Genomic DNA, 24,652 nt, shown 5'->3' with positions numbered 1-24,652 from the left:
CCATCATGGCAGACGAGATCGACGATCAGGCCGCGATGGCCCAATGGGCGGCGGAGAACCCTCCGGGGACCTTCGACGCCTCGGGCGGCGGCGAGCTGAACAACAGCTTCGGCGACTTCAGCGGCGGCATGGCCGGCATGGCCGGCTGGGACGACGGCGGCGGCGACGGCATGGGATCCGAGCGGATCCTGAACCAGGACGAGATCGACAGCCTGCTGGGCTTCGACCTGTCGGGCGACGGCGGCGACGACCGCACCGGCATCCGCGCCATCATCAACTCGGCCCTCGTCTCGTACGAGCGCCTGCCGATGCTGGAAATCGTCTTCGACCGCCTGGTGCGGTTGATGACGACGTCTCTGCGCAACTTCACCTCCGACAACGTCGAGGTCAGCCTCGACAACATCAGCTCGATCCGCTTCGGCGACTACCTGAACTCGATCCCGCTGCCGGCCATCCTGGCGGTGTTCCGGGCCGAGGAGCTGGACAACTACGGCCTGCTGACGGTCGACTCCAACCTGATCTACTCGATCGTCGACGTGCTGCTGGGCGGCCGTCGGGGCACCGCGGCCATGCGCATCGAGGGCCGTCCCTACACCACCATCGAACGCGTGCTGGTGCAGCGGATGGTCGAGGTGGTTCTGAACGACGCCAAGGCCGCCTTCGAGCCGCTGCATCCGGTGTCGTTCAGCCTGGACCGCCTGGAGACCAACCCGCGCTTTGCCGCCATCGCCCGGCCGGCCAACGCCGCGATCCTGGTCAAGCTGCGCATCGACATGGAAGACCGCGGCGGCCGCATCGAGCTGCTGCTGCCCTACGCCACGCTCGAGCCCATCCGGAAGATGCTGCTGCAGCAGTTCATGGGTGAGAAGTTCGGTCGCGACAACATCTGGGAAGGCCACTTGGCCACCGAACTCTGGACCACCCAGATGGAGGTGCGCGCGGTGCTCGACGAGCAGCAGCTGCCGCTTTCCAAGGTGCTGAACCTGCAGGTCGGCGATACGTTGATGCTGAACGCCACGCCCGACAGTCTGGTGGAGTTGCGGGCGGGGTCGATTCCGCTTACGCGCGGCCGGATGGGCCGCCGCAACCATTCGATCGCCATCCGGGCAGACGCTCCGCTGACGCCCGCGGCGAAGAAGGCGGTTCAGAAGCTGAAATGAGCCTGATCTCGGTCGCCCTGCAGGTTCTTCTGGCGGTGCTGCTGATGGTGGCGCTGGTCTTCGGCTGGCGTCTCGAGCGCAAGCTGAAGGCGCTGCGCGACGCCCAGAGCGGCTTCGCCAAGGCCGTGGCCGACCTGGACAACGCCGCTCAGCGCGCCGAACAGGGTCTGGCCGACCTGCGCGCGGCGACCGACGAAGCCTCCGAATACCTGGCCGACCGCATCGAGAAGGCGAAAGCCCTGGCCGTGCAGCTGGACGAGCGCATGACCCGCGCGGCCGCCGCGCCGCGCATCGAGAGCCGTCCCGAGCCGGCCCCGCGCCCGATGCGCGAGGCGCGTGATTTCGCCGCGCCGCCGGCCTCCGAACAGGCTCCGGCCGGCGGTCGCCGCCTGAACGCGCAGGACTTCGAGGCCATGCTGGAGCGCGAGGCCCGCGCCCGCAGCGCCGGCCCTGCGACCTCGCGTCCCGCGACGCCGGCCCAATCTTCTCCTATTTCGTCCACCAACCCACTTGGCGCGCCCGCGCGTGAAACGCCCCGTTCACGGGCGCGGGTGGATGATGACCTGTTCGACGGCCCCGACCCCTCGTCGCGGCCCGGATCGCCTTTCAGAGACCGTCGATGAAGAACGTTCCTCGCATCCTGCCGATCGTCGGCGTCGCCGTGGTCGGCGTCCTGGCGGTCAACGCCCTGGCCGGCGCCAAGTCGATGCCCGACCTGCTGAGCGGGGCCAAGGCCTTTGCCGAGGGCGCCAAGCCCGAGAAGAAGGACGCCAAGGGCGGCGAGGAAGCCGCCTCGGCCGAGGGCGCGGCGACCGACGCCGCCGCCAAGGCCGGCGCCGCGCCGCCGCGCATCTGCGCGCCGTCGGCCACGGACCTGGCCAAGGAAGCGGGCCTTTCGCCGGCCGAACTGCGCGTGCTGCAGAGCCTGGGCGCGCGTCGCGGCCAGCTGGACCAGCGCGAGCAGGACATCGACGTCCAGCTGCAGCTGCTGGCCGCCGCCGAAGCCAAGCTCGACGCCAAGATGAAGACCCTCAACGGCATGAAGGGCGAGATCCAGGGCCTGCTGGGCCAGGCCGACAGCCAGAAGGCCGCCGAGGTCGACCGCATGGTCACCGTGTTCTCCGCCATGAAGCCCAAGGACGCCGCCGCCCGCCTGACCGTGCTGGACGACAGCGTGCGTCTGCCGATCGCCGCCAAGATGAAGGAGCGCACGCTGGCCATGATCCTGGCCAACATGGCGCCGGGCGACGCCAAGGTGCTTACCGAGCGTCTGGCCAGCCGCTTCTCGGGCGACGCCATCGCCAAGGGCAAGGCCGCCGTGGCCGAGAACGCCGCCGCTCCGGCCGCCGGCGGCCAGCAGGCCGCGGCCCCGCCGCTGGCCGGCGCCGCCGCGCCGAAGAAGGCCGGCTAAGGGCAAGCTTGGGGGGCTCATGACTTTTCGGGGGGCGCTTAAGGCGAGCGTTGCGGCGATCTGCATCGCCGGCGTCGTCGCGCCCGCCGTTCAGGCCGCCGGACCCGCCGCCGCCCAGGCCGCGCGTCCCGTCGCCGGCCAGGGCGATCTGGTCGTCCGCGTGGCCCAGGCTCCCGACTTCTCGCGCCTGGAGTTCCGCTGGAGCGGCCGTGTTCCGGTGATGAAGATGCGTCGCGAGGGCCAGCAGGCGATCCTGCGCTTCGGCCGCGACGCCAATCCCAACCTCGCCGCCCTGCGCATCGCCCCGCCGCGCTGGGTCAAGACCGTCGAGGCCCGCCACGTCGGCGGCGCGCTGGAACTGGTCCTGACCCTGACCGACGACGCCGACCTGCGGGCCGGGCGCGCCGACGGGATCGACTTCGTCAACGTCTTCGCCAAGCCGCCGCAAGCCGGCGCGCCCGCCGCGCCGACCCCCGCGCCGGTTCCGCGCGATCCGCGCCGGCCCAATCCCGCCCCCGCCAGCGGCGTGGTGGCGGTCAGTCTCAACAAGGCCGAGGGCCAGACCCAGTTCACGACCACCTGGGCCGCGCCGGCGGCCGCCGCCGTGTTCAAGCGCGGCGAGGCGGTGTGGGTGGTGTTCGACGCCCCGGTCCGGCTCGACATCGGCCGCGTGCCGCAGACGGGGCCCAACCACGTCAAGGTCCAGGCCTTCCGGGGCGCGGACTATTCGGCCCTGCGCATCGTCGCCAAGCCGGGCGTGCCGGTCTACGCCGAAGGGCAGGGGAACAACTGGACCGTCGCCCTGGGCGCGGGCCTGCAGCGCGAGCCCGACCCGGTGAAGGTGGCGCGCGACGAGGCCGCCACGCCCGCCAGCCTGTCGGCCAACCTGGCCGGCGCCGCGCGCCCGGTGTGGGTCAGCGATCCGGCCGTCGGCGACCGCATCGGCGTCGTGCCGGCCCTGGCGCCGTCCAAGGGCTTGGCCTCGCGCCGGGAATATGTCGAGATGGCGCTGCTGCCGTCGGCCCAGGGCCTGGCGGTCGAGGCCTTCGCCAGCGACCTGCAGATCCTGACCGAGGGCGACATCGTCCGCATCGGCCGGCCCAAGGGGCTGGTCCTGTCGCCGGCCTCGGCCGGTTCGGCCAACGCCGAGGTGGTGACGGGCGCGCCGCAGCCGGCGGCCATGCCCGCCGTCATCGACCTGGAGAACTGGCCCAAGACCGGCTCGGGCGGTTTCCTGGCCCGCTACAACGCCCTGCAGGCGGCGATCGCCGCCGTCGATCCGGCCGATCGCCAGGGCGACATCGCCGCCCGGATGGCGCTGGCCCGCTTCCTGGTCGGCTCGGGCCTGTCGTTCGAGGCCATCGGCGTGCTGAACGCCGCCGCCCGCAAGCAGCAGGCGCTGTTGGGCGACGGCGAGTTCCGCGGCCTGCGCGGGGCCGCCAAGGCCATGGCCGGCCGCTGGGCCGAGGCCGAGGCCGACTTCTCCTCGCCCGTGCTGTCGGACGATCCGTCCAGCGCCCTGTGGCGCGGCTATGTCGCCTACAAGCAGGGCCAGTGGGTGGACGCCCGCAACAAGTTCGCCAGCGGCGCCCAGGCCATGAACCTGTTCCCGGCGGTCTGGCAGGCGCGCTTCCTGGGCGCCCAGGCCGACTCGGCGGCGGCGACCGGCGACGGGATTGGGGCCGAGCGGCTGGTGAGCCAGGCGCTGAAGTTGCCCAAGCTGCCGATCGTCGACCAGCTGGACCTGCGCCTGATCCAGGCCAAGGCGTTCGAGCTGCAGGGGCGCAAGGACAAGGCCCTGAAGATGTTCCAGGCCATCGCCAAGGCCCCGAACGACCGGATCGCCACGCCCGCCGCTCTGCATGCCACGCAGATCCGCATGGAGAAGAACCAGATTTCGCCGGCCGAGGCCGCCAAGGCGCTGGACCAGCTGCGGTTCCGCTGGCGCGGCGACGGCGTCGAGCTCGACGTCGTGCGGGCGCTGGGCAAACTCTATATCGACCAGGGCCGCTATCGCGAGGCGCTGGAGGTGCTGCGGTCGGCCGGCAAGGTGCTGCCCGACCTGCCGCAGGCCGTCGCCCTGCAGAACGATCTCTATGGCGCCTTCCGCACCCTGTTCCTGGACGGCCTGGCCGACGGCATGCAGCCGATCCAGGCCGTGGGTCTGTTCTACGACTACCAGGACCTGACGCCGATCGGCGCCGACGGCGACCAGATGGTCCGCAACCTGGTGCGCCGCCTGGTCGACGTCGACCTGCTGGACGAGGCCGCCAAGCTGCTCAAGTATCAGGTCGACAACCGCCTGAACGGCGTACCCAAGGCCCAGGTCGCGACCGACCTGGCCTGGATCTACCTGATGGACCGCAAGCCCGAGGACGCCCTGGCGGCGATCAACGGCACGCGCACGACGATCCTGCCGCCGGCCCTGAACGCCGAGCGCCGCCTGGCCACTGCCCGGTCGCTGATGACCTTGGGCCGCTACGACGACGCGCTCGAGGTGATCGAAGGCGACAAGGGCAAGGACGCCCAGGACATCCGGGGCGACATCGCCTGGAAGCAGCGCAACTGGGCTCAGGCCGGCAAGCTCTACGAGGCCGCACTGGGCGATCGCTTCAAGAACGCCGCCGGCCTGTCGCCGTCGGACGAGGCCAAGCTGATGCGCGCGGCCGTGGCCTACAGCCTGTCGGACGACGAGGCGTCGCTGGGCCGTCTGCGGACGCGCTACGCCAACCTGGTCGGTACGGGGCGCAACCCCGAAGGCCTGCGCGTGGCGCTGGCCGGCGTCGACGGCGTGGCGTCCAGCAGCGACTTCAGCCGCGTGACCGCCGAGAACGAGGTGTTCAACGGCTGGGTGGCGAAGATGAAGGACCGCTTCCGCGCGGCCGCGACGCCGAAGGTTTAGAGGGGACCCCCTCCGGCCCTCTGGGCCACCTCCCCCTCTGGGGGAGGATCAAGATGCTCCCCCTCTGGGGGAGCTGTCGCGGAGCGACTGAGGGGGTCTTTACACCCGTTCGATCGCCAGCGCCGCGCCCTGGCCCACGCCGATGCACAGCGTCGCCAGCGCCCGCTCGCCGCCGGTGGCCTCCAGCTGCCGCAGCGCCGTCAGCGCCAGCCGCGTTCCCGAAGCGCCGAGCGGGTGGCCCAGAGCGATCGCGCCACCGTTGGGGTTCACGTGGCCGGCGTCGTCGGGCAGGCCAAGCTGGCGCATCACCGCCAGTCCCTGGGCGGCGAATGCCTCGTTCAGCTCCACCACGTCGAAGTCGCCGATGGAAAGGCCTGTCCGCTCCAGCAGGCGGCGGGTGGCGGGGACCGGGCCGATCCCCATGACGCGCGGCTCGACGCCGGCGGTCGCATAGCCCAGCACCCTGGCGCGCGGCGTCAGGCCGTGGCGCTTCACCGCCTCTTCCGAGGCCAGGACGATCGCCGCCGCGCCGTCGTTGACGCCTGAGGCGTTGCCCGCCGTGACCGTGCCGTCCGGACGGACGATCGGCTTCAGCTTGGCCAGCGCCTCCAGCGTGGTCTCGCGCGGATGCTCGTCGTGATCGACGACGGTGGGGCCGGCCTTACCGGGGATCTCGACCGGCGTGATCTCGCCCGCGAAGAAGCCGGCCTTGATGGCGGCGGCCGCGCGCTGCTGGCTGCGCAGGGCGAAGGCGTCCTGGTCGGCGCGGCTGACCGCGTAGTCGGTCGCGACGTTCTCGGCGGTCTCGGGCATGGAATCGACGCCGTAGGCCGCGCGCATGGCCGGATTGACGAAGCGCCAGCCGATCGTGGTGTCGAAGATCTCGGCGTTGCGAGAGAAGGCGCTGTCGGCCTTGCCCATGACGAAGGGCGCGCGGCTCATGCTCTCGACGCCGCCGGCGATCACCAGGTCGGCCTGGCCCGACAGGATGGCGCGGGCGGCGTAGCCGACGGCCTCCAGCCCTGAAGCGCACAGGCGGTTGACGGTGACGCCCGGCACGGTCTCCGGCAGGCCGGCCAGCAGGAGCGCCATGCGGGCGACGTTGCGATTGTCCTCGCCGGCCTGGTTGGCGCTGCCGTAGGCCACTTCGTCCACCGCGCTCCAGTCGAGGCCGGGATTGCGCGCGATCAGCGCCTTCAGCGGGATCGCCGCCAGGTCGTCGGCCCGGACCTTGGCCAGGGCGCCGCCGTAGCGGCCGAACGGGGTGCGGACAGCGTCGCAGATATAGGCGGTCATGGCGGTTTCCGGAGGCGGCGTTCGGTCTGCATTCAAACGAACGTTCGCGACGAGCGCAATGCGCTTGCGGCGCGCGGGCAGGAGGCTAGGCTCCGCAAGATGAGCCCGACGGTGCGCCCTTTCCTGATGTTCCAGAACGGCGTCGGCCCGGACGCCCTGGACTTCTACGTCTCGGTCTTTCCCGGCAGCGTGGTCGAGGAGGTCGAGCTCTACGGCCCGGCCGGTCCCGGGCCGCAGGGCACGATCAAGACGGCCAGCTTCACGATCGGCGACCAGAGCGTGATGTGCAGCGACAGCTTCGTGAAACACCGCTTCGACTTCACCCCGTCGTTCTCGTTCTTCGTGACATGCACAACGCCGGACGAGGTCGACCGCCTGGCCGGAGTGCTGGGCGAGGGCGGCGGCGTGTTGATGCCGCCTGGGAACTATGGCTTCAGCCCGTGGTTCGCCTGGGTCTCGGACCGGTTCGGCGTCTCCTGGCAGCTGAACGTCGGGGAAGATTGACGTCAGTTTCGAATTAGGACCATGTCGGGCGCGCGCCGCTCCCGGCGCTGGAGGCGACCGTCCGTGCCCAGCTACAGCGAACTGATCGATGCCCTGCGGACCGACGAGGAGACGGTGATCGCGACGGTGGGCGACGACTGGAAGCAGGGGCGCACCACCTATGGCGGCCTGTCGGCGGCGCTATGCCTGGAGGCGGCCGCGCGGCGGCTGCCCGAGGCCCCGCCGCTGCGCTCGGCCCAGTTCGCCTTCGTCGGCCCGGCGGCCGGCGAGCTGTCGGCCAGGGTCGAGGTGCTGCGCCAGGGCAAGTCGGCGCTGTTCGCCAATGTCGACCTGTTCGGGGAAGGGGGCTTGGCCACGCGCGGCGTGCTGACCTTCGGCGCCGCGCGCTCTTCCAGGCTCGCTCACCTCGACCTGCCGGCGCCGGAAACGCCCGCGCCGGAGGCGTGCGAACTGTTCATCCCGGAGGGCGCGGGGCCCGCCTTCGCCCAGCAGTTCGAGTTCCGCTACGTGACGGGCGGGCGGCCCCTGAGCGGCGGTCCGCCGGATTTCCTGGTCTGGATCCGTCACCGCGACGTCGCCGCCCGGTCGCTGGCGGCCATGGTCGCCCTGGCCGACGCCCTGCCGCCGCCGGCCCTGTCGGTGTTCGACCAGTTCGCGCCGATCTCGACCATGACCTGGTCAATGGACGTGCTGGGCGCGGCGCCGGAGGACGACGGCTGGCGCCTGATGAGCAGCCGGGCCGAGACGATCGGCGAAGGCTATTCGGCCCAGGCCATGACCTTGTGGAGCCGGGACGGCACGCCGCTGATCGCCGCCCGCCAGACGGTGGCGGTGTTTCTCTAGCGAGCGCGGGGCATTGCCTCGCCGCGTCGACTGCGGCTAAGGAGAACGCCCGTTCGCGAAAACGCGTCGGCGCGCCGGTTTAGCTCAGCGGTAGAGCAGCGGTTTTGTAAACCGAAGGTCGGGGGTTCAATCCCCTCAACCGGCACCAGCTTTCCAATCCATCGTGAGCCGATCCGACGCGCTTAGCCCGCCGAGGCGCGACACGCGTCCGCCCCTGGCGTCAATTCATTCGTTCACGGAGTGTTGTTCGGGTAAGTCGTGTCTTACTTGCCGGACATGCGGGTCGATTTGGTGCACGCAGCCGTCGGAGTAAGGTTATATATTGTCGTTATTCTAGTTCGATTTTCTCCAGTAATTGCAGGTCTCAAGCTGTAGTCCGTTCAGTCACAACGTCGGGTGTCGTGAAAAATTCAAGCAATAGCGCCGGTTTTTTATAGCCCCGCCGTAACTTCACGGCGTAGGCAGCGCCCCTGCAATTACAGGGGATAGATCTATGAACCATCGCCATACCTGGCTTGCTCTGTCGGTGAGCGGCCTGGCCCTGCTGGCCAGCGCGCCGGCCCTGGCCCAGCAGGCCCCGGCGGCCGACGCCACGATCACCGAGGAGATCGTCGTCACCGCCCAGCGCCGCAGCGAGAATATCCGCGACGTGCCGTTCGCCGTCACCGCCCTGGGCGGCAAGACCCTGGCCGCCGTGTCCGCCGGCGGCGGCGACGTGCTGTCGCTGTCGGCCCGCGTGCCCAGCCTGCAGATCGAAAGCTCCAATGGCCGCTATGCCCCGCGCTTCTACATCCGCGGCCTGGGCAACGTGGACTTCGACTTCAACGCCTCGCAGCCGGTCTCGGTCGTGCTCGACGACGTGGTGCTCGAGAACGTCTTCCTGAAGGGCTTCCCGCTGTTCGACGTCGAGCAGCTGGAAGTGCTGCGCGGCCCGCAGGGGACGCTGTTCGGCCGCAACACCCCGGCCGGCGTGGTCAAGATCGACACCGCCAAGCCGTCCGACAGCTTCGGCGGCTTCGGCTCGGTGGCCTACGGCAACCTGGGCGCCGTGCGCGCCGAGACCGGCGTGACCATCCCGGTCAGCGACACCCTGTCGGTGCGGGTGGCGGGCCTGTGGAACCATCGCGACGACTGGGTCAACAACGCCTACAACCCCTCGTTCGCCGGCGACGGCGACGACCTGGGCGGCTTCGACGACGTCGCCGCCCGCGTGCACGTGGCCTTCAAGCCGACCGAGCGCCTGTCGACCCTCCTGACCCTGCAGGCCCGCGACTACATCGGCACAGGCACGCTCAACCGCGCCAACGTGCTCACCAAGGGCTCCAACGAGCTGAACGGCAACTTCGATCGCGACACGGTCTATTACGACGGCGGTCGCAACAACCCGCAGAAGCAGCACACCACCTCGCAGAGCCTGCAGGCGGCCTACGACTTCGGCCCGGTCACCCTGACCGGCGTGGTCAGCGCCTATCAGGGCCGCTCGTCGGGCGACGGCGACATCGACGGCGGCGTCGCCTCGGCCGCCGCCACCGCGCCCTACAAGACGCCGTTCAACTCCGAGACCGGCACCCTGTCGAGCGACCTGGACCAGAAGACCATCGAAGTGCGCCTGGCCTCGAACGGCGACGGCCGCTTCGGCTGGCAGGTCGGCGCGTTCTTCTGGGACGAGCGTTTCAACCTCGTCTCGGGCACCTTCAACGGTACCGGCGGCCTAGCCCCGACCGTGGTGGGCGACATCGTCCAGCGCTCGGAATCCTGGTCGGTGTTCGGCCAGGCCAACTACAAGGTCACCGACGCCCTGAAGATCACCGGCGGCCTGCGCTACACCGAGGACAGCCGCGACTTCCAGGGCGACCGGATCATTCCGGCCGGCAGCACCAGCACGGCCCGTCCGCTGTTCGACGTGCGCCGCTCGGTCGGCGACGAGCAGGTCAGCTGGGACCTCAGCGCCCTCTACGAGGTCAATGGCGACCTGAACGTCTTCGCCCGCGTCGCCAAGGGCTATCGCGGTCCCTCGCTCCAGGGTCGCATCACCTCGTCGGACCTGATCACGGCCGCCAATTCGGAAACCGTGATGTCGTACGAGGCGGGCCTGAAGTCTCGCCTGTGGGATGGCCGCGCGCGCTTCAACGCCACCGCCTACTACTACGAGGTCACCGACCCGCAGTTCACGGCGATCGGCGGCGAGGGCAACTTCAACCAGCTGATCAACGCCGACAAGGGCGTGGGCTATGGCCTGGAAATCGACGGCGACGTCTATCTGGGCGCCGGCTTCAGCCTGGCCGGCGGCTTCGCCTACAATCACACCGAGATCAAGGACAAGGACCTGCTGGTCGCCTTCTGCGGCGCCAACTGCACCGTGACCGATCCGATCGTGACCGTGGGGACGACGCGCCGCGCCAACATCGACGGCAACCCGTTCCCGCAGGCGCCCAAGTACACGGCCAACATCACGCTGAACTACGTGCATGGCCTCAGCAACGGCACGGAGCTGTTCGCCTCGACCGACTGGGTTCTGCAGAAGGACTTCAACCTGTTCCTCTACGAGTCGGTCGAGTTCCTGCAGGACACCAGCTTCGAGGGCGGCGCCCGCGCCGGCTGGCGTGATCCGGTCAAGGGTCTGGAAGCGGCGGTCTACGTCCGCAACCTGACCGACGAGGCCAACGTGATCGGCGCGATCGACTTCAACAACCTGACGGCCTTCGTCAACGAACCGCGCACCTACGGGGTGCAGGTGACGAAGCGCTTCTAAGACCAGTGGTCCCGGCGGCGCTCGTGCGAGCGCCGCCGGCGATCCGGGATTCGTCCCAAACTACGATATCCGGCGCGCGACGAGCGCCGAAGCGGCGTCGTTTCGGCGGCCGATTCCCGCCCAGGCCGGCGGATGACTCGATTTCCCATCTTCACTTCGACCGTTTCTCCGCCCGGCGCCTGTTCACGGGCGAGGGGAGGGGGCCTCCTTCCGCCCAGCCGCGGCGGGCTTTTCGGGCGGTTCGCGAAGAAAATCGTCAAAGCGCGTTTCAGTGCGCTTGACTCAAAAAGGCCTCCCGCATAAACACCGCCCTCCCGACGCGGCCCGCCGCTTCGGGGGCTCATTCGAAGCTTTCTTCTCTTTCCGAGGCGCTGAAGTCCTTTTAGCGCCACGGAGTGGTTCGGCCTCCTTCGAGGCGGAACGGTTCGGAAAAGAAAATTGAAAATAGAGTTTGACAAAATGAGGCGCTGGTTTAAATAGCCGCCTCCGCCGACACCGGGCGCTAAACGGTGGGGCCGCTCCCCGGTTGCGGAGGCGGCTCGGAGCTCCGGCTCTGGTCTTTGACATTGTTGATTTGGAAAGAGAAACGCAGGCGGCGGCGCTCTGGCGATGACCCTTCGAGGTCATCTTAGACGCTGACGAATGCGGTCTCTTGAAGACACCATTTATACGGTGATCGAGCTTTCGGGCTTGGTCATTGTGTGATGGGAACTCGTCAAGAAACTATGCAAACCAGATACGCGACTGAGGTTTTCCCCTCGGTCAAATAGCTGGAGTCAATGTCAACTCAACCTGAGAGTTTGATCCTGGCTCAGAGCGAACGCTGGCGGCAGGCCTAACACATGCAAGTCGAACGGATCCTTCGGGATTAGTGGCGGACGGGTGAGTAACACGTGGGAACGTGCCCTTTGGTTCGGAACAACTCAGGGAAACTTGAGCTAATACCGGATGTGCCCTTCGGGGGAAAGATTTATCGCCATTGGAGCGGCCCGCGTCTGATTAGCTAGTTGGTGAGGTAAAAGCTCACCAAGGCGACGATCAGTAGCTGGTCTGAGAGGATGATCAGCCACATTGGGACTGAGACACGGCCCAAACTCCTACGGGAGGCAGCAGTGGGGAATCTTGCGCAATGGGCGAAAGCCTGACGCAGCCATGCCGCGTGAATGATGAAGGTCTTAGGATTGTAAAATTCTTTCACCGGGGACGATAATGACGGTACCCGGAGAAGAAGCCCCGGCTAACTTCGTGCCAGCAGCCGCGGTAATACGAAGGGGGCTAGCGTTGCTCGGAATTACTGGGCGTAAAGGGAGCGTAGGCGGACTGTTTAGTCAGAGGTGAAAGCCCAGGGCTCAACCTTGGAATTGCCTTTGATACTGGCAGTCTTGAGTACGGAAGAGGTATGTGGAACTCCGAGTGTAGAGGTGAAATTCGTAGATATTCGGAAGAACACCAGTGGCGAAGGCGACATACTGGTCCGTTACTGACGCTGAGGCTCGAAAGCGTGGGGAGCAAACAGGATTAGATACCCTGGTAGTCCACGCTGTAAACGATGAGTGCTAGTTGTCGGCAGGCATGCCTGTCGGTGACGCAGCTAACGCATTAAGCACTCCGCCTGGGGAGTACGGTCGCAAGATTAAAACTCAAAGGAATTGACGGGGGCCCGCACAAGCGGTGGAGCATGTGGTTTAATTCGAAGCAACGCGCAGAACCTTACCACCTTTTGACATGCCCGGACCACCAGAGAGATCTGGCTTTCCCTTCGGGGACTGGGACACAGGTGCTGCATGGCTGTCGTCAGCTCGTGTCGTGAGATGTTGGGTTAAGTCCCGCAACGAGCGCAACCCTCGCTGTTAGTTGCCACCATTCAGTTGGGCACTCTAACAGGACTGCCGGAGTTAATCCGGAGGAAGGCGGGGATGACGTCAAGTCCTCATGGCCCTTACAAGGTGGGCTACACACGTGCTACAATGGCGACTACAGAGGGCTGCAATCCCGCGAGGGGGAGCCAATCCCTAAAAGTCGTCTCAGTTCGGATTGTTCTCTGCAACTCGAGAGCATGAAGTTGGAATCGCTAGTAATCGCGGATCAGCATGCCGCGGTGAATACGTTCCCGGGCCTTGTACACACCGCCCGTCACACCATGGGAGTTGGCTTTACCCGAAGGCGCTGCGCTAACCGCAAGGAGGCAGGCGACCACGGTAGGGTCAGCGACTGGGGTGAAGTCGTAACAAGGTAGCCGTAGGGGAACCTGCGGCTGGATCACCTCCTTTCTAAGGATGCTTCTCCAGCCTCTCACGAGGCTATTGAGGCTCCAACTAGTGCGCTAGGCGCACACAAATGAGCGGATCGCCGCCGTCTCCGTTTCTCTTTCCACTTGTCTTGAGCCGATCAGGTTCAAGGCACGATCGCGAGCCCTGGAGCGGATCATCTGATCCGATCTGAGCGGCCTATGGGCCCGTAGCTCAGTTGGTTAGAGCGCACGCTTGATAAGCGTGAGGTCATAAGTTCAAGTCTTATCGGGCCTACCACTCTTTCCACCACACGGACGCAACCGACCAGCTCTCCTGGGCAAGCAACTCACACAGAGTGTGAGGGGCCATAGCTCAGTTGGTAGAGCGCCTGCTTTGCAAGCAGGATGTCGTCGGTTCGAATCCGTCTGGCTCCACCATTCCTCGCAATCCTCGCTACCGCTTCGCTGCTTGAGCGAGGCTAGCTGGTAGGATTGGGAATATCGCGATCGGAAAGATACAAGTTTGCAGCGTCACCTGGTGACGATGCGAAGTGACATCGTGAAGGTAGGGTTCAGCCGTTCAGGTTGGACTTAAGAAGACATCATTGTCTGACATAGTAGAGCGCATGCCTCGGGTCCCTAGACCTGAAGCGCATGGGTTTTGCTGAGAACGATCAAGCGCATAAGGGCTTCTGACGGATGCCTTGGCATTGAGAGGCGATGAAGGACGTGGCACGCTGCGATAAGAGCCGGGGAGGCGCGAGCACCCTTTGATCCGGCTATCTCCGAATGGGGAAACCCACCTTTACGGTCACCCGACTTGCTTCAACCTCGGTTGGAGCACGATCGGTGGATCGGACAAGGTATAATGATCTGAATACATAGGGTCATTAAGCAAACCCGGGGAACTGAAACATCTCAGTACCCGGAGGAAAGGACATCAACCGAGACTCCCGTAGTAGTGGCGAGCGAACCGGGACCAGGCCAGTGCTGTCGTGACATAAAGCTGAAGGATCTGGGAAGGTCCGCCATAGTGGGTGATAGCCCCGTAAGCGTCAAATAGCGACAGACTCGAGTAGGGCGGGACACGTGAAATCCTGTCTGAACATGGGGGGACCACCCTCCAAGCCTAAGTACTCCTCAATGACCGATAGCGAACAAGTACCGTGAGGGAAAGGTGAAAAGCACCCCGACAAGGGGAGTGAAACAGATCCTGAAATCGGAAGCCTACAAGCAGTCGGAGCCACCGCGCGTGGTGACGGCGTACCTTTTGTATAATGGGTCAGCGACTTCATGTGCCGTGCAAGCTTAAGCCGTTAGGTGTAGGCGCAGCGAAAGCGAGTCTGAATAGGGCGAATAAGTACGTCGCATGACGACCCGAAACCAGGTGATCTATCCATGAGCAGGTTGAAGGTTGGGTAACACCAACTGGAGGACCGAACCGGTGAATGTTGAAAAATTCTCGGATGACTTGTGGATAGGGGTGAAAGGCCAATCAAACCTGGACATAGCTGGTTCTCCGCGAAAACTATTTAGGTAGTGCCTCAGACGGACTCCTCGGGGGGTAGAGCACTGAATGGATGCGGGCGGCGCGAGCTGTACCAATTCTAATCAAACTCCGAATACCCGAGAGAGATATCTGGGAGACACACGGCGGGTGCTAACGTCCGTCGTGAAAAGGGAAACAACCCTAACCATCATCTAAGGCCCCCAAGTACTGGCTAAGTGGGAAACGATGTGGGTTTGCTTTGACAACCAGGATGTTGGCTTAGAAGCAGCCATCATTTAAAGAAAGCGTAACAGCTCACTGGTCAAGCGAACCTGCGCGGAAAATGTAACGGGGCTAAAGCCAGTCGCCGAAGGTATGGGTTTGCTCTTTGAGCAAGCGGTAGCGGAGCGTTCCGTAAGCCTGTGAAGATGAGGCGTGAGCCTTGTTGGAGGTATCGGAAGTGAGAATGCTGACATGAGTAGCGATAAAGAGGGTGAGAGACCCTCTCGCCGAAAGCCCAAGGGTTCCTGCGTAAAGCTAATCTGCGCAGGGTTAGCCGGCCCCTAAGGCGAGGCCGAAAGGCGTAGTCGATGGGAATCAGGTGAATATTCCTGAGCCAGTTGGAAGTGACGGATCTGGTAAATTGTCGGTCCTTATTGGATTGGTTCCGGCAGTGAACAGGTCCCTGGAAATAACTCCAACGGAGACCGTACCCGAAACCGACACAGGTGGGCAGGTAGAGTATACCAAGGCGCTTGAGAGAACTGTGCTGAAGGAACTCGGCAAATTGCACGCGTAACTTCGGGATAAGCGTGACTCTTCTTTGGGCAACCAGAAAAGAGTGGCACAAGCCAGGGGGTAGCGACTGTTTATCAAAAACACAGGGCTCTGCGAAGCCGCAAGGCGACGTATAGGGTCTGACGCCTGCCCGGTGCCTGAAGGTTAAAAGGAGGGGTGCAAGCTCCGAATTGAAGCCCAGGTAAACGGCGGCCGTAACTATAACGGTCCTAAGGTAGCGAAATTCCTTGTCGGGTAAGTTCCGACCTGCACGAATGGCGTAACGACTTCCCCACTGTCTCCAGCACAGGCTCAGCGAAATTGAATTCCCCGTGAAGATGCGGGGTTCCCGCGGTCAGACGGAAAGACCCTATGAACCTTTACTGCAGCTTCGCCTTGGCGTTAGCAGCAACATGTGTAGGATAGGTGGGAGGCTATGAAACCGGGGCGCCAGTTCCGGCGGAGCCATCCTTGAAATACCACCCTTATTGTTGCTGACGTCTAACCGCGGCCCGTTATCCGGGTCCGGGACATGGCGTGGCGGGCAGTTTGACTGGGGCGGTCGCCTCCCAAAGTGTAACGGAGGCGCGCGATGGTGGGCTCAGACCGGTCGGAAATCGGTCGTCGAGTGCAATGGCATAAGCCCGCCTGACTGCGAGACTGACAAGTCGAGCAGAGACGAAAGTCGGCCATAGTGATCCGGTGGTCCTGCGTGGAAGGGCCATCGCTCAACGAATAAAAGGTACTCTAGGGATAACAGGCTGATTTTGCCCAAGAGTCCATATCGACGGCAAAGTTTGGCACCTCGATGTCGGCTCATCACATCCTGGGGCTGGAGCAGGTCCCAAGGGTTCGGCTGTTCGCCGATTAAAGTGGTACGTGAGCTGGGTTCAGAACGTCGTGAGACAGTTTGGTCCCTATCTGCCGTGGGTGTACGAGACTTGAGAGGATCTGTCCCTAGTACGAGAGGACCGGGATGGACACACCTCTGGTGGACCTGTCATGGCGCCAGCTGTGCAGCAGGGTAGCTAAGTGTGGAATAGATAACCGCTGAAAGCATCTAAGCGGGAAACTAACCTCAAAACAAGGTCTCGCTGAGAGCCGTGGAAGACCACCACGTTGATAGGCCGGGTGTGGAAGTGCGGCGACGCATGGAGCTTACCGGTACTAATAGCTCGATAGGCTTGATCGTTCTTCAGTCAAACCCATGAAGCTCTACACGAACTTCAGACACTGATGTCTTCTTCTTTGCCTTGCACTCTCCCCCAAAGAGAGCGCAAACAGCATCCTTTTCGCTGACCTGGTGGCTTTGCCGGGGGTTCCCCACCCGATCCCATTCCGAACTCGGTCGTTAAGTCCCCCTGGGCCAATGGTACTTCGTCTCAAGGCGCGGGAGAGTAGGTCGCCGCCAGGTCCGCTAAAAGGATGCATCACGCAAAGATCAACGTTTCAGGCGAAGTGCCTTGCGGTTCGCCGCCCGGAAACGTTGAAAGCAAAAAGTCCAAAACCCTACCCACGATACATACCCCTGCCGCGGGGTGGAGCAGCCCGGTAGCTCGTCAGGCTCATAACCTGAAGGTCACAGGTTCAAATCCTGTCCCCGCACCCAAATCTTCTACGTAAAGCCCCCAGCACCCCGCTGGGGGCTTTCGTCGTTTCGGCCCTGCGCGCGGGGCTACGGCGTGTCCCCGCGTATTTCATATTTGACGACCAAGTTCATATATGATGCCTTGTCGGCAGGCGCTCCGTCAGAGGGCGCGGCCGGGAGGAGACGCCTGATGACCAAAGATGCCGGAGCGCGCGCGGGCCTTGCGCCCCTGGTGCTGATCGTCGCGCTGTTCTTCCTGTGGGGCGTGGCCAACAACCTCAACGACGTGCTGATCCCGCACCTGAAGAAGGCCTTCTTCCTCAGCGACCTGCAGTCGGGCCTGGTGCAATCGGCCTTCTATCTCGGCTACTTCTTCCTGGCCCTGCCGGCCGGCCTCTTGATGCGCCGCTACGGCTACAAGGCCGCGGTGATCGTCGGCCTGGTCCTTTTCGGAGCAGGGGCGCTGCTGTTCTGGCCGGCGGCCGAGCTGCGCCGCTACGAGCTCTTCCTGTCGGCCCTGTTCGTGATCGCTTCGGGCCTGGCGTTCCTGGAGACCTCGGCCAATCCGCTGATCACCGTGCTGGGCGACCCGGCCAAGGCCGAGCAGCGCCTGAACCTGGCCCAGGCCTTCAACCCGCTGGGCGCGATCACCGCCGTCGTGGTCGGCCGCCAGTTCATCCTGTCGGGCGTCGAGCCGACCAAGGCCGAGTTCGCGGCCATGACGCCGGACCAGCTGTCGGCCTTCCAGGCGGCCGAGGCCCAGTCGACCCAGATTCCCTACCTGATCATCGCCGCCGTGGTTCTGACCTGGACGCTGCTGGTGGCCTTCACGCGCTTTCCGGTCCAGGCCAGCCGGCCCGATCCGGAAGCGGCCGAGCACAAGGTCGACAAGCCGATCCTGGGCCTCTTTTCCCGCCCGCGCTTCCTGTTCGGGGTGGTCGCGCAGTTCTTCTATGTCGGCGCCCAGGTGGGCGTCTGGAGCTACATGATCCGCTACGGCCAGGACCAGGTCGCGGGCATGGGCGAGAAGACGGCGGCGGCCTATCTGTCGTGGTCGCTGGTCGGGTTCATGGCCGGCCGCTTCGCGGGCACGGCGCTGATGAGCCGGGTCGATCCCTCGCGGCTGATGGCGCTGTTCGCCGTCGCCAATGTGGCCCTGACCCTGGTCGCCGTGGCCGTGGGCGGTCATGCGGGCCTGCTGGCCCTGGCGGCGACCAGCTTCTTCATGTCGATCATGTTCCCGACCATCTTCGCCAGTTCGCTGAAGGGGCTGGGGGCGCTGACCAAGACCGGTTCGTCGCTGCTGGTGATGAGCATCATCGGCGGAGCGGTGCTGCCGGCGGTGATGGGCGCGATGTCGGACGCCAGCTCGATCCGCACGGCGATCCTCGTGCCCTGCGCCTGCTTCGCCGCGGTCGGGCTGTTCGCGATCACCGCCCGCCGGCGCGAGGTGACCGCCCACGACGCCGTGCTGGCCGGAGGCCACTGATGACGCCTGATGTGATGGACGTGCTGGTCTGCGCCGCGCCGGGCGAGCTGGTGCTGGAGCAGCGGCCGACGCCGAGGCCGGCGGCCGGCGAGGTGCTGCTGCGGGTGCGCCGGGTGGGCGTCTGCGGCACCGACATGCACATCTATCGCGGCACCCAGCCCTACCTGTCCTATCCCCGGGTGATGGGGCACGAGCTGTCGGGCGAAGTGGTCAGCGCGCCGGCGGGCAGCGATCTCGAGCCCGGCGACCATGCCTATGTCATGCCTTATCTGTCGTGCGGGACCTGCCCGGCCTGCGCCAAGGGCAAGACCAACTGCTGCATGAACATCCGGGTGCTGGGCGTGCATGTGGACGGGGCCCTGGCCGAGTACCTGGCCGTGCCCGAGGGTTTCGTGCGCAAGGTCGAGGGCGTGGGGCTGGACGAGGCGGCCATGGTCGAGTTCCTGGCGATCGGCGCCCATGCCGTGCGCCGGGCGCGGATCGAGCCGGGGCAGGCGGCCCTGGTGGTCGGGGCCGGGCCGATCGGCATCGCCGCGGCGCTGTTCGCCAGGCTGGCCGGGGCGCGGGTGACTGTGCTGGACGGTCGCGAGGACCGCCTGGCGTTCTGCGCCGAGCACCTGGGCGCCGAACAGGTGGTGAGCCTCGGCGACGGGACGGCGCGGACCCTGTCGGATCTGACCGACGGCGCATTTTTCGATGTGGTGTTCGACGCCACCGGCAATCCGGGCGCCATGCAGCAGGGCTTCGCCTATGTCGGCCACGGCGGGACCTATGTGCTGATCTCGGTGGTGGCGGCCGACATCACGTTCTCCGATCCGGAGTTCCACAAGCGCGAGATGTCGCTGCTGGGCAGCCGCAACGCCACGATCGAGGACTTCGAGCACGTGCTGGCGACGATCCGGGCGGGCCTGGTGCCGACGGCGGCGCTGAACAGCCACAAGGCCGACCTGCGGGATCTGCCGCAGGCGCTGCCGGGCTGGATGGAGCCATCGGCGGGGGTGATCAAGGCCATCGTCGCGTGCTGATCGACGCCCACTGCCACGTCTGGCGGATCGGCCGGAACGACCACGAATGGCCGACGCCGGAAGAGCCGGCGATCCATCGGGATTTCAGCCTGGACGACCTGCGCGCGGCGGGCGGCCCCGACGGCGTGGTGCTGGTGCAGTCCCAGCCCAGCGAGCGCGACACCGCCTGGCTGCTGGACCTGGCGCAGGCCGATCCGCTGGCGCTGGGCGTGGTCGGCTGGGCCGACCTGACCGCGCCCGACGCGCCGGCGCGGATCGCCGCCCTGGCCGCGAACCCCAAGCTCAAGGGCCTGCGGCCCATGCTGCAGGACCTGGCGTCGGACTGGATCCTCGACCCCGGGCTCGAGCCGGCGATCACGGCGATGGTAGAGGCGGAGCTGGCCTTTGACGCCCTGGTGCGGCCCCGGCACCTGCGCGCGCTGCTGGCCTTCGTGCGTCGTTGGCCGGCTCTGCGGGTGGTCGTCGACCACGGCGGCAAGCCGGCGATCGGGGAGGGGGCGCTCGATCCCTGGAGGGCCGACATCGCCGCCCTGGCCGCCGAGCCCGGCGTGCACTGCAAGCTGTCGGGCCTGCTGACCGAAGCCGGCCAGGCGCCGACCGCCGACGCCGTGGCGCCCTATGCCGCCTGGCTGCTGGAGGTCTTCGGCCCCGAGCGGCTGATGTGGGGCAGCGACTGGCCGGTGCTGAACCTCGCCGGCGACTACGCGGCCTGGCGCGAGATGTGCGAGGCCTGGGCCGCGCCGGCTGGGCGAGCGGCGCTATTTGGCGAGACGGCGCGACGATTCTATCGCTTATAGAAGGCATGTCCGACGCGCCCGCCAAGAAGCGAGAATATCGCGCACCTGCCCTGGAGAAGGGCCTAGACGTGCTGGAGCTGCTGGCCGCGCACCGGGGCGGCCTGACCCTGGCGCAAATTTCGGCGGCGCTCGACCGCTCGTCCAGCGAGCTGTTCCGCATGGTCCAGGTGCTGGAGGCGCGGGGCTATGTGGGGCGCGCCGCCGACGAGGACGGCCTGGTCCTGACCAACAAGCTCTTCGCCCTGGGCATGACCCGGGCGCCGGCCAAGGATCTGCTGGAAGCGGCCCTGCCGGAGATGCGGGCCTCGTGCCAGGTCACCGGCCAGTCGTGCCACCTGGCCGTGGCCAGCGGCGACCAGATGGTGGTGGTGGCGCGCATCGAGGCCCCGGGCGACCAGGGCTATTCCGTGCGCGTGGGCTATCGCCGCAAGATCGTCGAGGCGACCTCGGGCCTGGTGCTGTTCGCCTTCCAGCCCGAGCGGGTTCGAGAGCGCTGGGGCGCGCAACTGCGCGACGGCGCCGGCAAGACGAGCTGGGAGACCTTCCTGGCCGCCGCCGCCCAGGCCCGCAAGGACGGCCACGTGCAGGCCGCCAGCTACGTGACCTCGGCGGTGATCGACCTGTCGGTGCCGGTGCACGGCGCCGACGGCGTGGTGGCGGCCCTGACCTGCCCCTATGTCGATACGCCCAGCGCGATCTCGATGCCCGACACCATCGCCAACCTGCAGCGCCACGCCGCCGCCATCAGCGCCGAGATCGGCCCGACGGCGCGCAACGGGATCTAGGGAAGCCCCGCCAGATCCCGGTCCATCGCCGCGCCGTCGAAGGGCACGACGATGATCTTGCTGCCGTGGCGGTTGTTTCCGGTCTGGTCGTCCTTGGGGGTGTCGACGACGGCGAAGGTCATGGCGACCACGTGGCCGTTCTCCATCACCACGCCGGGGCGTTCGAGCTTGTTCCAGTGGTTCTTCGTCCCGCTGGCGTAGCGGATGAAGTCGGCGCCGGGTTCGTAGGCCAGGCCCTGGACGCGCCATCCCGTGATCCCGTCGCGCGAGATCAGGTGATAGGCGCGGCGCTCGCGCCACTGGTTGACGACGATGTGGTGCCAGCCGCCGCTGTACCAGACGACGGGATCCTCGAAGGCGCGCATGTCGCGCTGGGGCACGCCGTCCAGGCCGCGGTAGACGCTGTCGCCCATCACCATGTAGGGGCCCAGGATCCCCGTCTTGCTGATCAGGATCTGGCCCGATCGCGGCACGATCTGGTAGGCGCCGTCGGGGCGCAGCAGGACGCTGAAGTTGGCGGGCTTGGCGGGCATGGCCGTCGGGGTGTCGCGCAGGGCGACGTCGCCGGGGGTCTTGACCAGCTGGAAGCGGCTCTGGTCGAGGGCTATCGTTCCCAGCTGGGTCCAGGGGCCGTCGATGCCGTCGGAGACGAAGACGTCGCCGCCGCGCGTCTCGCTGACCACCACGGCGTAGCGGCCGTCGTGCATCTTCAGGGCGGTGACGTTGTGGCCGAGGCCGCCCTGGTTGTCGGGCCAGGTCAGGCCCCGGTCGCGATAGGGGCCATAGAGCTTGTCGCTGATCGCGCTGACGGCCAGGGACCGGCCCCAGGCCTTGTGGCCGAGGCCCTGGTCCCAGCGGCTGGCGAACATGCGGTACTTGCCGTCGGCGCCCTTGAGGATCTGGCCGTCCCAGTAGTTCCACCGGGCCATGGTCGCGTCCTCGAGGCCGTTGCGCGGATCGCGCGGACCGACCTCCTTGGCGCCCCAGGCCGTGGTCGACAGCCGGGCGGCCGGCATCGGCTTGAAGTAGCCGATGAAGGGCTTGGGCCCAAGCGTCGGCACGACCTCCGCGACGGCTGGGACGGGCGCGGCCTGCGCCGCCGCGACGCCGGGACTGGCCGTGGCGACGAGCAGGCAGGACAGCGCGGCGGCCAGCTTGGAACGCGGGGACATGGACAGTCTCCGGTAAGCGACGATCGAGACGAGATGGGTCATGCCTGCTTCAGCACCCCGTCCTTGGCCGTGAGGCGGACGCGCTGGCCCTTCCTGAGGTCGAGGTCCAGCGTCGAGCCGGCCAGGACCACGGTGTGCTTGCCGGCTTCCCTGGCCGTCAGCACGGCCTCGGTCAGCTTGCCGCCGCTCCAGCGCACGTCGACGCCCACCGCGCCGCGTGCGCGCAGGCCGGTCATGGCGCCGGTGGGCCAGGCGGAGGGCAGGGCGGGCAGCAGATAGATGCGGTCGTTGCGGCTCTGCAGCACCATCTCGGTCATGCCCGAGGCGCCGCCGAAATTGCCGTCGATCTGGAACGGCGGGTGGGCGTCGAACATGTTGGGATAGGTGCGCTCGGGACCGAGCAGGAGCTTGAGGATGCTGTGCGCCCGGTCGCCGTCGCCCAGCCGCGACCACAGGTTCAGGCGCCAGGCGATGGCCCAGCCGGTCGACAGGTCGCCGCGCGTGACCAGCGAGGTCCTGGCGGCCTTGGCGAGGTCGGGCGTGGTGTCGACCGAGATCTGGTCGGACGGGAACAGGCCGTAGAGGTGCGAGACGTGGCGGTGATGGATGTCGTTGGCGTCGGCGTCCCAGTCCTCCTGCCACTCCTGCAGTTGGCCGTCCTTGCCGATCTTGTAGGGCGCCAGCTTGTCGCGGGCGGCGCGGACCTCGGCGACGAAGGCGGCGTCGGGGCCCAGGATCGCCTCGGCTTTCAGGCAGTTGTCGAACAGGTCGCGGATGATCGCCTGGTCCATGGTGGGGCCGGCGACCAGCGACGAGCCGTGGCCATGGCTGTTCTCGGGCGAGATCGACGGATTGGTGACCAGCACGCCGAACTTCGGGTCGACCACCAGGGTGTCGAGGAAGAAGCGGGCCGAGCCCTTCATCAGCGGATAGACGCGGGCCAGATACGTCTTGTCGCGGCCGTAGTCGTAGTGGTCCCAGACGTGCTTGCACAGCCAGGCGCCGCCGGTGGGCCAGACGCCGAACTTGGCGCCGTCGATCGGTCCGGTCGCCCGCCAGAGGTCGGTGTTGTGGTGGGTGACCCAGCCGCGCGCGCCGTACATGGCCCTGGCCATCCGCTCGCCGGTCTGGGCGATGTCGGACACCAGCGCGATCAGCGGCTCGACCAGTTCGGGCAGGTCGGTCGGCTCGGCCGGCCAGTAGTTCATCTCGGTGTTGATGTTGATCGTGTACTTGCCGCCCCAGGGCGCGAAGGTCTTGTCGTTCCAGATGCCCTGCAGGTTGGCCGGCTGACTGCCCGGGCGCGAGCAGGCGATCAGCAGGTAGCGGCCGTACTGGAAGTACAGGGCGGCCAGCGACGGATCGTCGGTGCTCGGCGACTGGCGGATGCGCTCGTCGGTGGGCTGGAGGTCGGCGCGAGTGCGGCCGAAGTCGACGCCGACCCGGCGGAAGAGGGCGCGGTGATCGGCCTGGTGACCGGCCAGGATCTTCGCCCACGGCTTGCCCGAAAGCTTGGCCAGCGTGGCCTTGTTCAGCGCGACCGGATCGCCCGAGACGTCGTCGTAGCGGCGATAGCTGGTGGCGGCGGCGATCAGCAGCAGCACCTCGTCGGCGCCCTTCACCGACAGCTTGCCGCCGGCGCCCGAGACCTGGCCGCCCTTGGCTCGGACCTCGACGCGGGTCTCGAAGGTCAGGCGGGCGTCGATGCCTTGCGAGGGCTCGTTCCTGCCGGCCAGGATCAGATGCGCGCCCTCGACCGACGAGACGGGCTTGGACTTCAGCGGCGAGGAGAAGGACAGGTCGACCGACACCGCCCCCTTGCGGCTGGCGGTCAGGCGCACCGCGACGACGCCTTCGGGATGGCTGGCGATCACCTCGCGCAGGTGGCTGACGCCGCCGGCGGTGAAGCGGGTGGTGGTGATCGCGCCGTCCAGGTCGAGGTCGCGGACATAGCCTTCGACGGCGTCCGACAGACCGGGGAAGTCGAGCTTCAGGTCGCCGATGGTCTGGTACGACATCTGGCGCTTGGGCAGGGCCATGAACTTGGCGTCGGCCAGCTCGGTGGCCTTGGCGTATTCACCGGCGTCGATCAGGCGGCGGATCTCGGGCAGGGCGCCGCGGGCCTCTGGATTGATCGGCTCGTAGGGGCCGCCCGCCCAGAGCGTGTCTTCGTTCAGCTGCAGGCGCTCGGCCGCGACGCCGCCGAACACCATGGCGCCCAGCTTGCCCGAGCCGACGGGGAGGGCCTCGACCCACTCCTTGGCTGGCTGGCGGTACCAGAGGCGCGGCGCGGCGCTCTTCGAGGCGGCGGCGCGGACCGGCGAGGCGGCGACCAGGGAAGCGCCGGCGGTGGCGGCCAGGGCTGTTCTGCGGGTCACATTCATCTTGTCGCCGTGCCTCGTTCTGAAAGCGAAAACAATCGTGGTGTCGGG

The 24,652-nt window shown here is 66.6% G+C and carries 14 protein-coding genes, 4 tRNA genes and 3 rRNA genes; 18 read left to right on the top strand and 3 right to left on the bottom strand.

What is annotated here, in order from left to right; translation table 11 throughout:
• Positions 1–5 precede the first annotated feature (5 nt).
• The 4 genes from fliM to C1707_RS23085 are packed head-to-tail and all read left to right on the top strand — an operon-like array spanning position 6 to position 5,473.
• Positions 6–1,160, top strand: coding sequence for a flagellar motor switch protein FliM (gene fliM / locus C1707_RS23100; RefSeq protein WP_101712692.1), 1,155 nt, complete (start codon positions 6–8; stop codon positions 1,158–1,160).
• A complete protein-coding gene (locus tag C1707_RS23095) occupies positions 1,157–1,783 on the top strand; it encodes a DUF6468 domain-containing protein (protein WP_101712691.1) in 627 nt (208 codons plus the stop codon). Before fliM ends, C1707_RS23095 begins: the two co-directional genes overlap by 4 nt.
• On the top strand, positions 1,780–2,571 hold the full coding sequence (locus C1707_RS23090; protein ID WP_101712690.1) for a MotE family protein: 792 nt from the start codon (positions 1,780–1,782) through the stop codon (positions 2,569–2,571). Before C1707_RS23095 ends, C1707_RS23090 begins: the two co-directional genes overlap by 4 nt.
• Before the next feature lie 19 nt (positions 2,572–2,590).
• A complete protein-coding gene (locus C1707_RS23085; RefSeq protein WP_101712689.1) occupies positions 2,591–5,473 on the top strand; it encodes a tetratricopeptide repeat protein in 2,883 nt (960 codons plus the stop codon).
• Between the two features lie 99 nt (positions 5,474–5,572).
• Here C1707_RS23085 and pcaF read toward each other — a convergent pair whose 3' ends face one another.
• Complete coding sequence (pcaF, locus tag C1707_RS23075) at positions 5,573–6,769, bottom strand: 3-oxoadipyl-CoA thiolase (protein ID WP_101712688.1); 1,197 nt, start codon at positions 6,767–6,769, stop codon at positions 5,573–5,575.
• A 99-nt stretch (positions 6,770–6,868) separates the two neighbouring features.
• Here pcaF and C1707_RS23070 point away from each other — a divergent pair, with 99 nt between their 5' ends.
• The 14 genes from C1707_RS23070 (at position 6,869) to C1707_RS23005 (ending at position 21,048) form a co-directional block, all read left to right on the top strand.
• Positions 6,869–7,273 carry a VOC family protein gene (locus tag C1707_RS23070; protein ID WP_101712687.1) on the top strand — a complete coding sequence of 135 codons (405 nt, stop codon included), beginning with the start codon at positions 6,869–6,871 and terminating at the stop codon, positions 7,271–7,273.
• 63 nt (positions 7,274–7,336) lie between these two features.
• Complete coding sequence (locus C1707_RS23065) at positions 7,337–8,116, top strand: acyl-CoA thioesterase (protein ID WP_101712686.1); 780 nt, start codon at positions 7,337–7,339, stop codon at positions 8,114–8,116.
• 73 nt (positions 8,117–8,189) lie between these two features.
• Positions 8,190–8,264 (top strand) — tRNA-Thr (locus C1707_RS23060).
• A gap of 345 nt (positions 8,265–8,609) precedes the next feature.
• Complete coding sequence (locus C1707_RS23055; protein WP_101712685.1) at positions 8,610–10,868, top strand: TonB-dependent receptor; 2,259 nt, start codon at positions 8,610–8,612, stop codon at positions 10,866–10,868.
• A gap of 788 nt (positions 10,869–11,656) precedes the next feature.
• Positions 11,657–13,138, top strand: a 16S ribosomal RNA gene (locus C1707_RS23050).
• Between the two features lie 181 nt (positions 13,139–13,319).
• A tRNA-Ile gene (locus tag C1707_RS23045) sits at positions 13,320–13,396 on the top strand.
• Between the two features lie 64 nt (positions 13,397–13,460).
• A tRNA-Ala gene (locus tag C1707_RS23040) sits at positions 13,461–13,536 on the top strand.
• Between the two features lie 234 nt (positions 13,537–13,770).
• A 23S ribosomal RNA gene (locus tag C1707_RS23035) occupies positions 13,771–16,556 on the top strand.
• A gap of 107 nt (positions 16,557–16,663) precedes the next feature.
• A 5S ribosomal RNA gene (rrf, locus tag C1707_RS23030) occupies positions 16,664–16,778 on the top strand.
• Together the 16S, 23S and 5S rRNA genes with 3 tRNA genes alongside form the textbook arrangement of a ribosomal RNA operon.
• Before the next feature lie 118 nt (positions 16,779–16,896).
• Positions 16,897–16,973 (top strand) — tRNA-Met (locus C1707_RS23025).
• A gap of 169 nt (positions 16,974–17,142) precedes the next feature.
• Complete coding sequence (gene fucP / locus C1707_RS23020; protein ID WP_101715519.1) at positions 17,143–18,441, top strand: L-fucose:H+ symporter permease; 1,299 nt, start codon at positions 17,143–17,145, stop codon at positions 18,439–18,441.
• Positions 18,441–19,466 (top strand): zinc-binding alcohol dehydrogenase family protein, encoded by a 1,026-nt coding sequence (locus C1707_RS23015; RefSeq protein WP_240633802.1) that lies wholly within the window; start codon positions 18,441–18,443, stop codon positions 19,464–19,466. Before fucP ends, C1707_RS23015 begins: the two co-directional genes overlap by 1 nt.
• Positions 19,460–20,263 carry an amidohydrolase family protein gene (locus C1707_RS23010; RefSeq protein ID WP_101715521.1) on the top strand — a complete coding sequence of 268 codons (804 nt, stop codon included), beginning with the start codon at positions 19,460–19,462 and terminating at the stop codon, positions 20,261–20,263. Before C1707_RS23015 ends, C1707_RS23010 begins: the two co-directional genes overlap by 7 nt.
• 5 nt (positions 20,264–20,268) lie before the next feature.
• Positions 20,269–21,048 (top strand): IclR family transcriptional regulator, encoded by a 780-nt coding sequence (locus C1707_RS23005; protein ID WP_101715522.1) that lies wholly within the window; start codon positions 20,269–20,271, stop codon positions 21,046–21,048.
• Here C1707_RS23005 and C1707_RS23000 read toward each other — a convergent pair.
• Both C1707_RS23000 and C1707_RS22995 read right to left on the bottom strand, forming a co-directional pair.
• Entirely contained in the window at positions 21,045–22,220 is a 1,176-nt protein-coding gene (locus C1707_RS23000; RefSeq protein ID WP_101715523.1) for a glycoside hydrolase family protein, read from the bottom strand. The genes C1707_RS23005 and C1707_RS23000 overlap by 4 nt on opposite strands.
• A gap of 38 nt (positions 22,221–22,258) precedes the next feature.
• A complete protein-coding gene (locus C1707_RS22995) occupies positions 22,259–24,604 on the bottom strand; it encodes a glycoside hydrolase family 95 protein (RefSeq protein WP_101715524.1) in 2,346 nt (781 codons plus the stop codon).
• Positions 24,605–24,652 lie beyond the last annotated feature (48 nt).

This window comes from Caulobacter flavus (assembly GCF_003722335.1).
In the GTDB taxonomy this organism is placed as follows: Bacteria; Pseudomonadota; Alphaproteobacteria; order Caulobacterales; family Caulobacteraceae; genus Caulobacter; species Caulobacter flavus.
Note: the sequence above shows the minus strand (reverse complement) of the source record. Positions and strands in the feature narration are given on the sequence as shown.

What these genes read in the sequence shown, in the direction of transcription:
- C1707_RS23005 (WP_101715522.1), top strand. Translation starts at nt 20,269, where the DNA reads ATGTCCGACGCGCCCGCCAAGAAGCGAGAATATCGCGCACCTGCCCTG.
- C1707_RS23015 (WP_240633802.1), top strand. Translation starts at nt 18,441, where the DNA reads ATGACGCCTGATGTGATGGACGTGCTGGTCTGCGCCGCGCCGGGCGAG.
- C1707_RS23090 (WP_101712690.1), top strand. Translation starts at nt 1,780, where the DNA reads ATGAAGAACGTTCCTCGCATCCTGCCGATCGTCGGCGTCGCCGTGGTC.
- C1707_RS23085 (WP_101712689.1), top strand. Translation starts at nt 2,591, where the DNA reads ATGACTTTTCGGGGGGCGCTTAAGGCGAGCGTTGCGGCGATCTGCATC.
- C1707_RS22995 (WP_101715524.1), bottom strand. Translation starts at nt 24,604, where the DNA reads ATGAATGTGACCCGCAGAACAGCCCTGGCCGCCACCGCCGGCGCTTCC.
- C1707_RS23095 (WP_101712691.1), top strand. Translation starts at nt 1,157, where the DNA reads ATGAGCCTGATCTCGGTCGCCCTGCAGGTTCTTCTGGCGGTGCTGCTG.
- C1707_RS23055 (WP_101712685.1), top strand. Translation starts at nt 8,610, where the DNA reads ATGAACCATCGCCATACCTGGCTTGCTCTGTCGGTGAGCGGCCTGGCC.
- pcaF (WP_101712688.1), bottom strand. Translation starts at nt 6,769, where the DNA reads ATGACCGCCTATATCTGCGACGCTGTCCGCACCCCGTTCGGCCGCTAC.
- fliM (WP_101712692.1), top strand. Translation starts at nt 6, where the DNA reads ATGGCAGACGAGATCGACGATCAGGCCGCGATGGCCCAATGGGCGGCG.
- C1707_RS23000 (WP_101715523.1), bottom strand. Translation starts at nt 22,220, where the DNA reads ATGTCCCCGCGTTCCAAGCTGGCCGCCGCGCTGTCCTGCCTGCTCGTC.
- C1707_RS23070 (WP_101712687.1), top strand. Translation starts at nt 6,869, where the DNA reads ATGAGCCCGACGGTGCGCCCTTTCCTGATGTTCCAGAACGGCGTCGGC.
- fucP (WP_101715519.1), top strand. Translation starts at nt 17,143, where the DNA reads ATGACCAAAGATGCCGGAGCGCGCGCGGGCCTTGCGCCCCTGGTGCTG.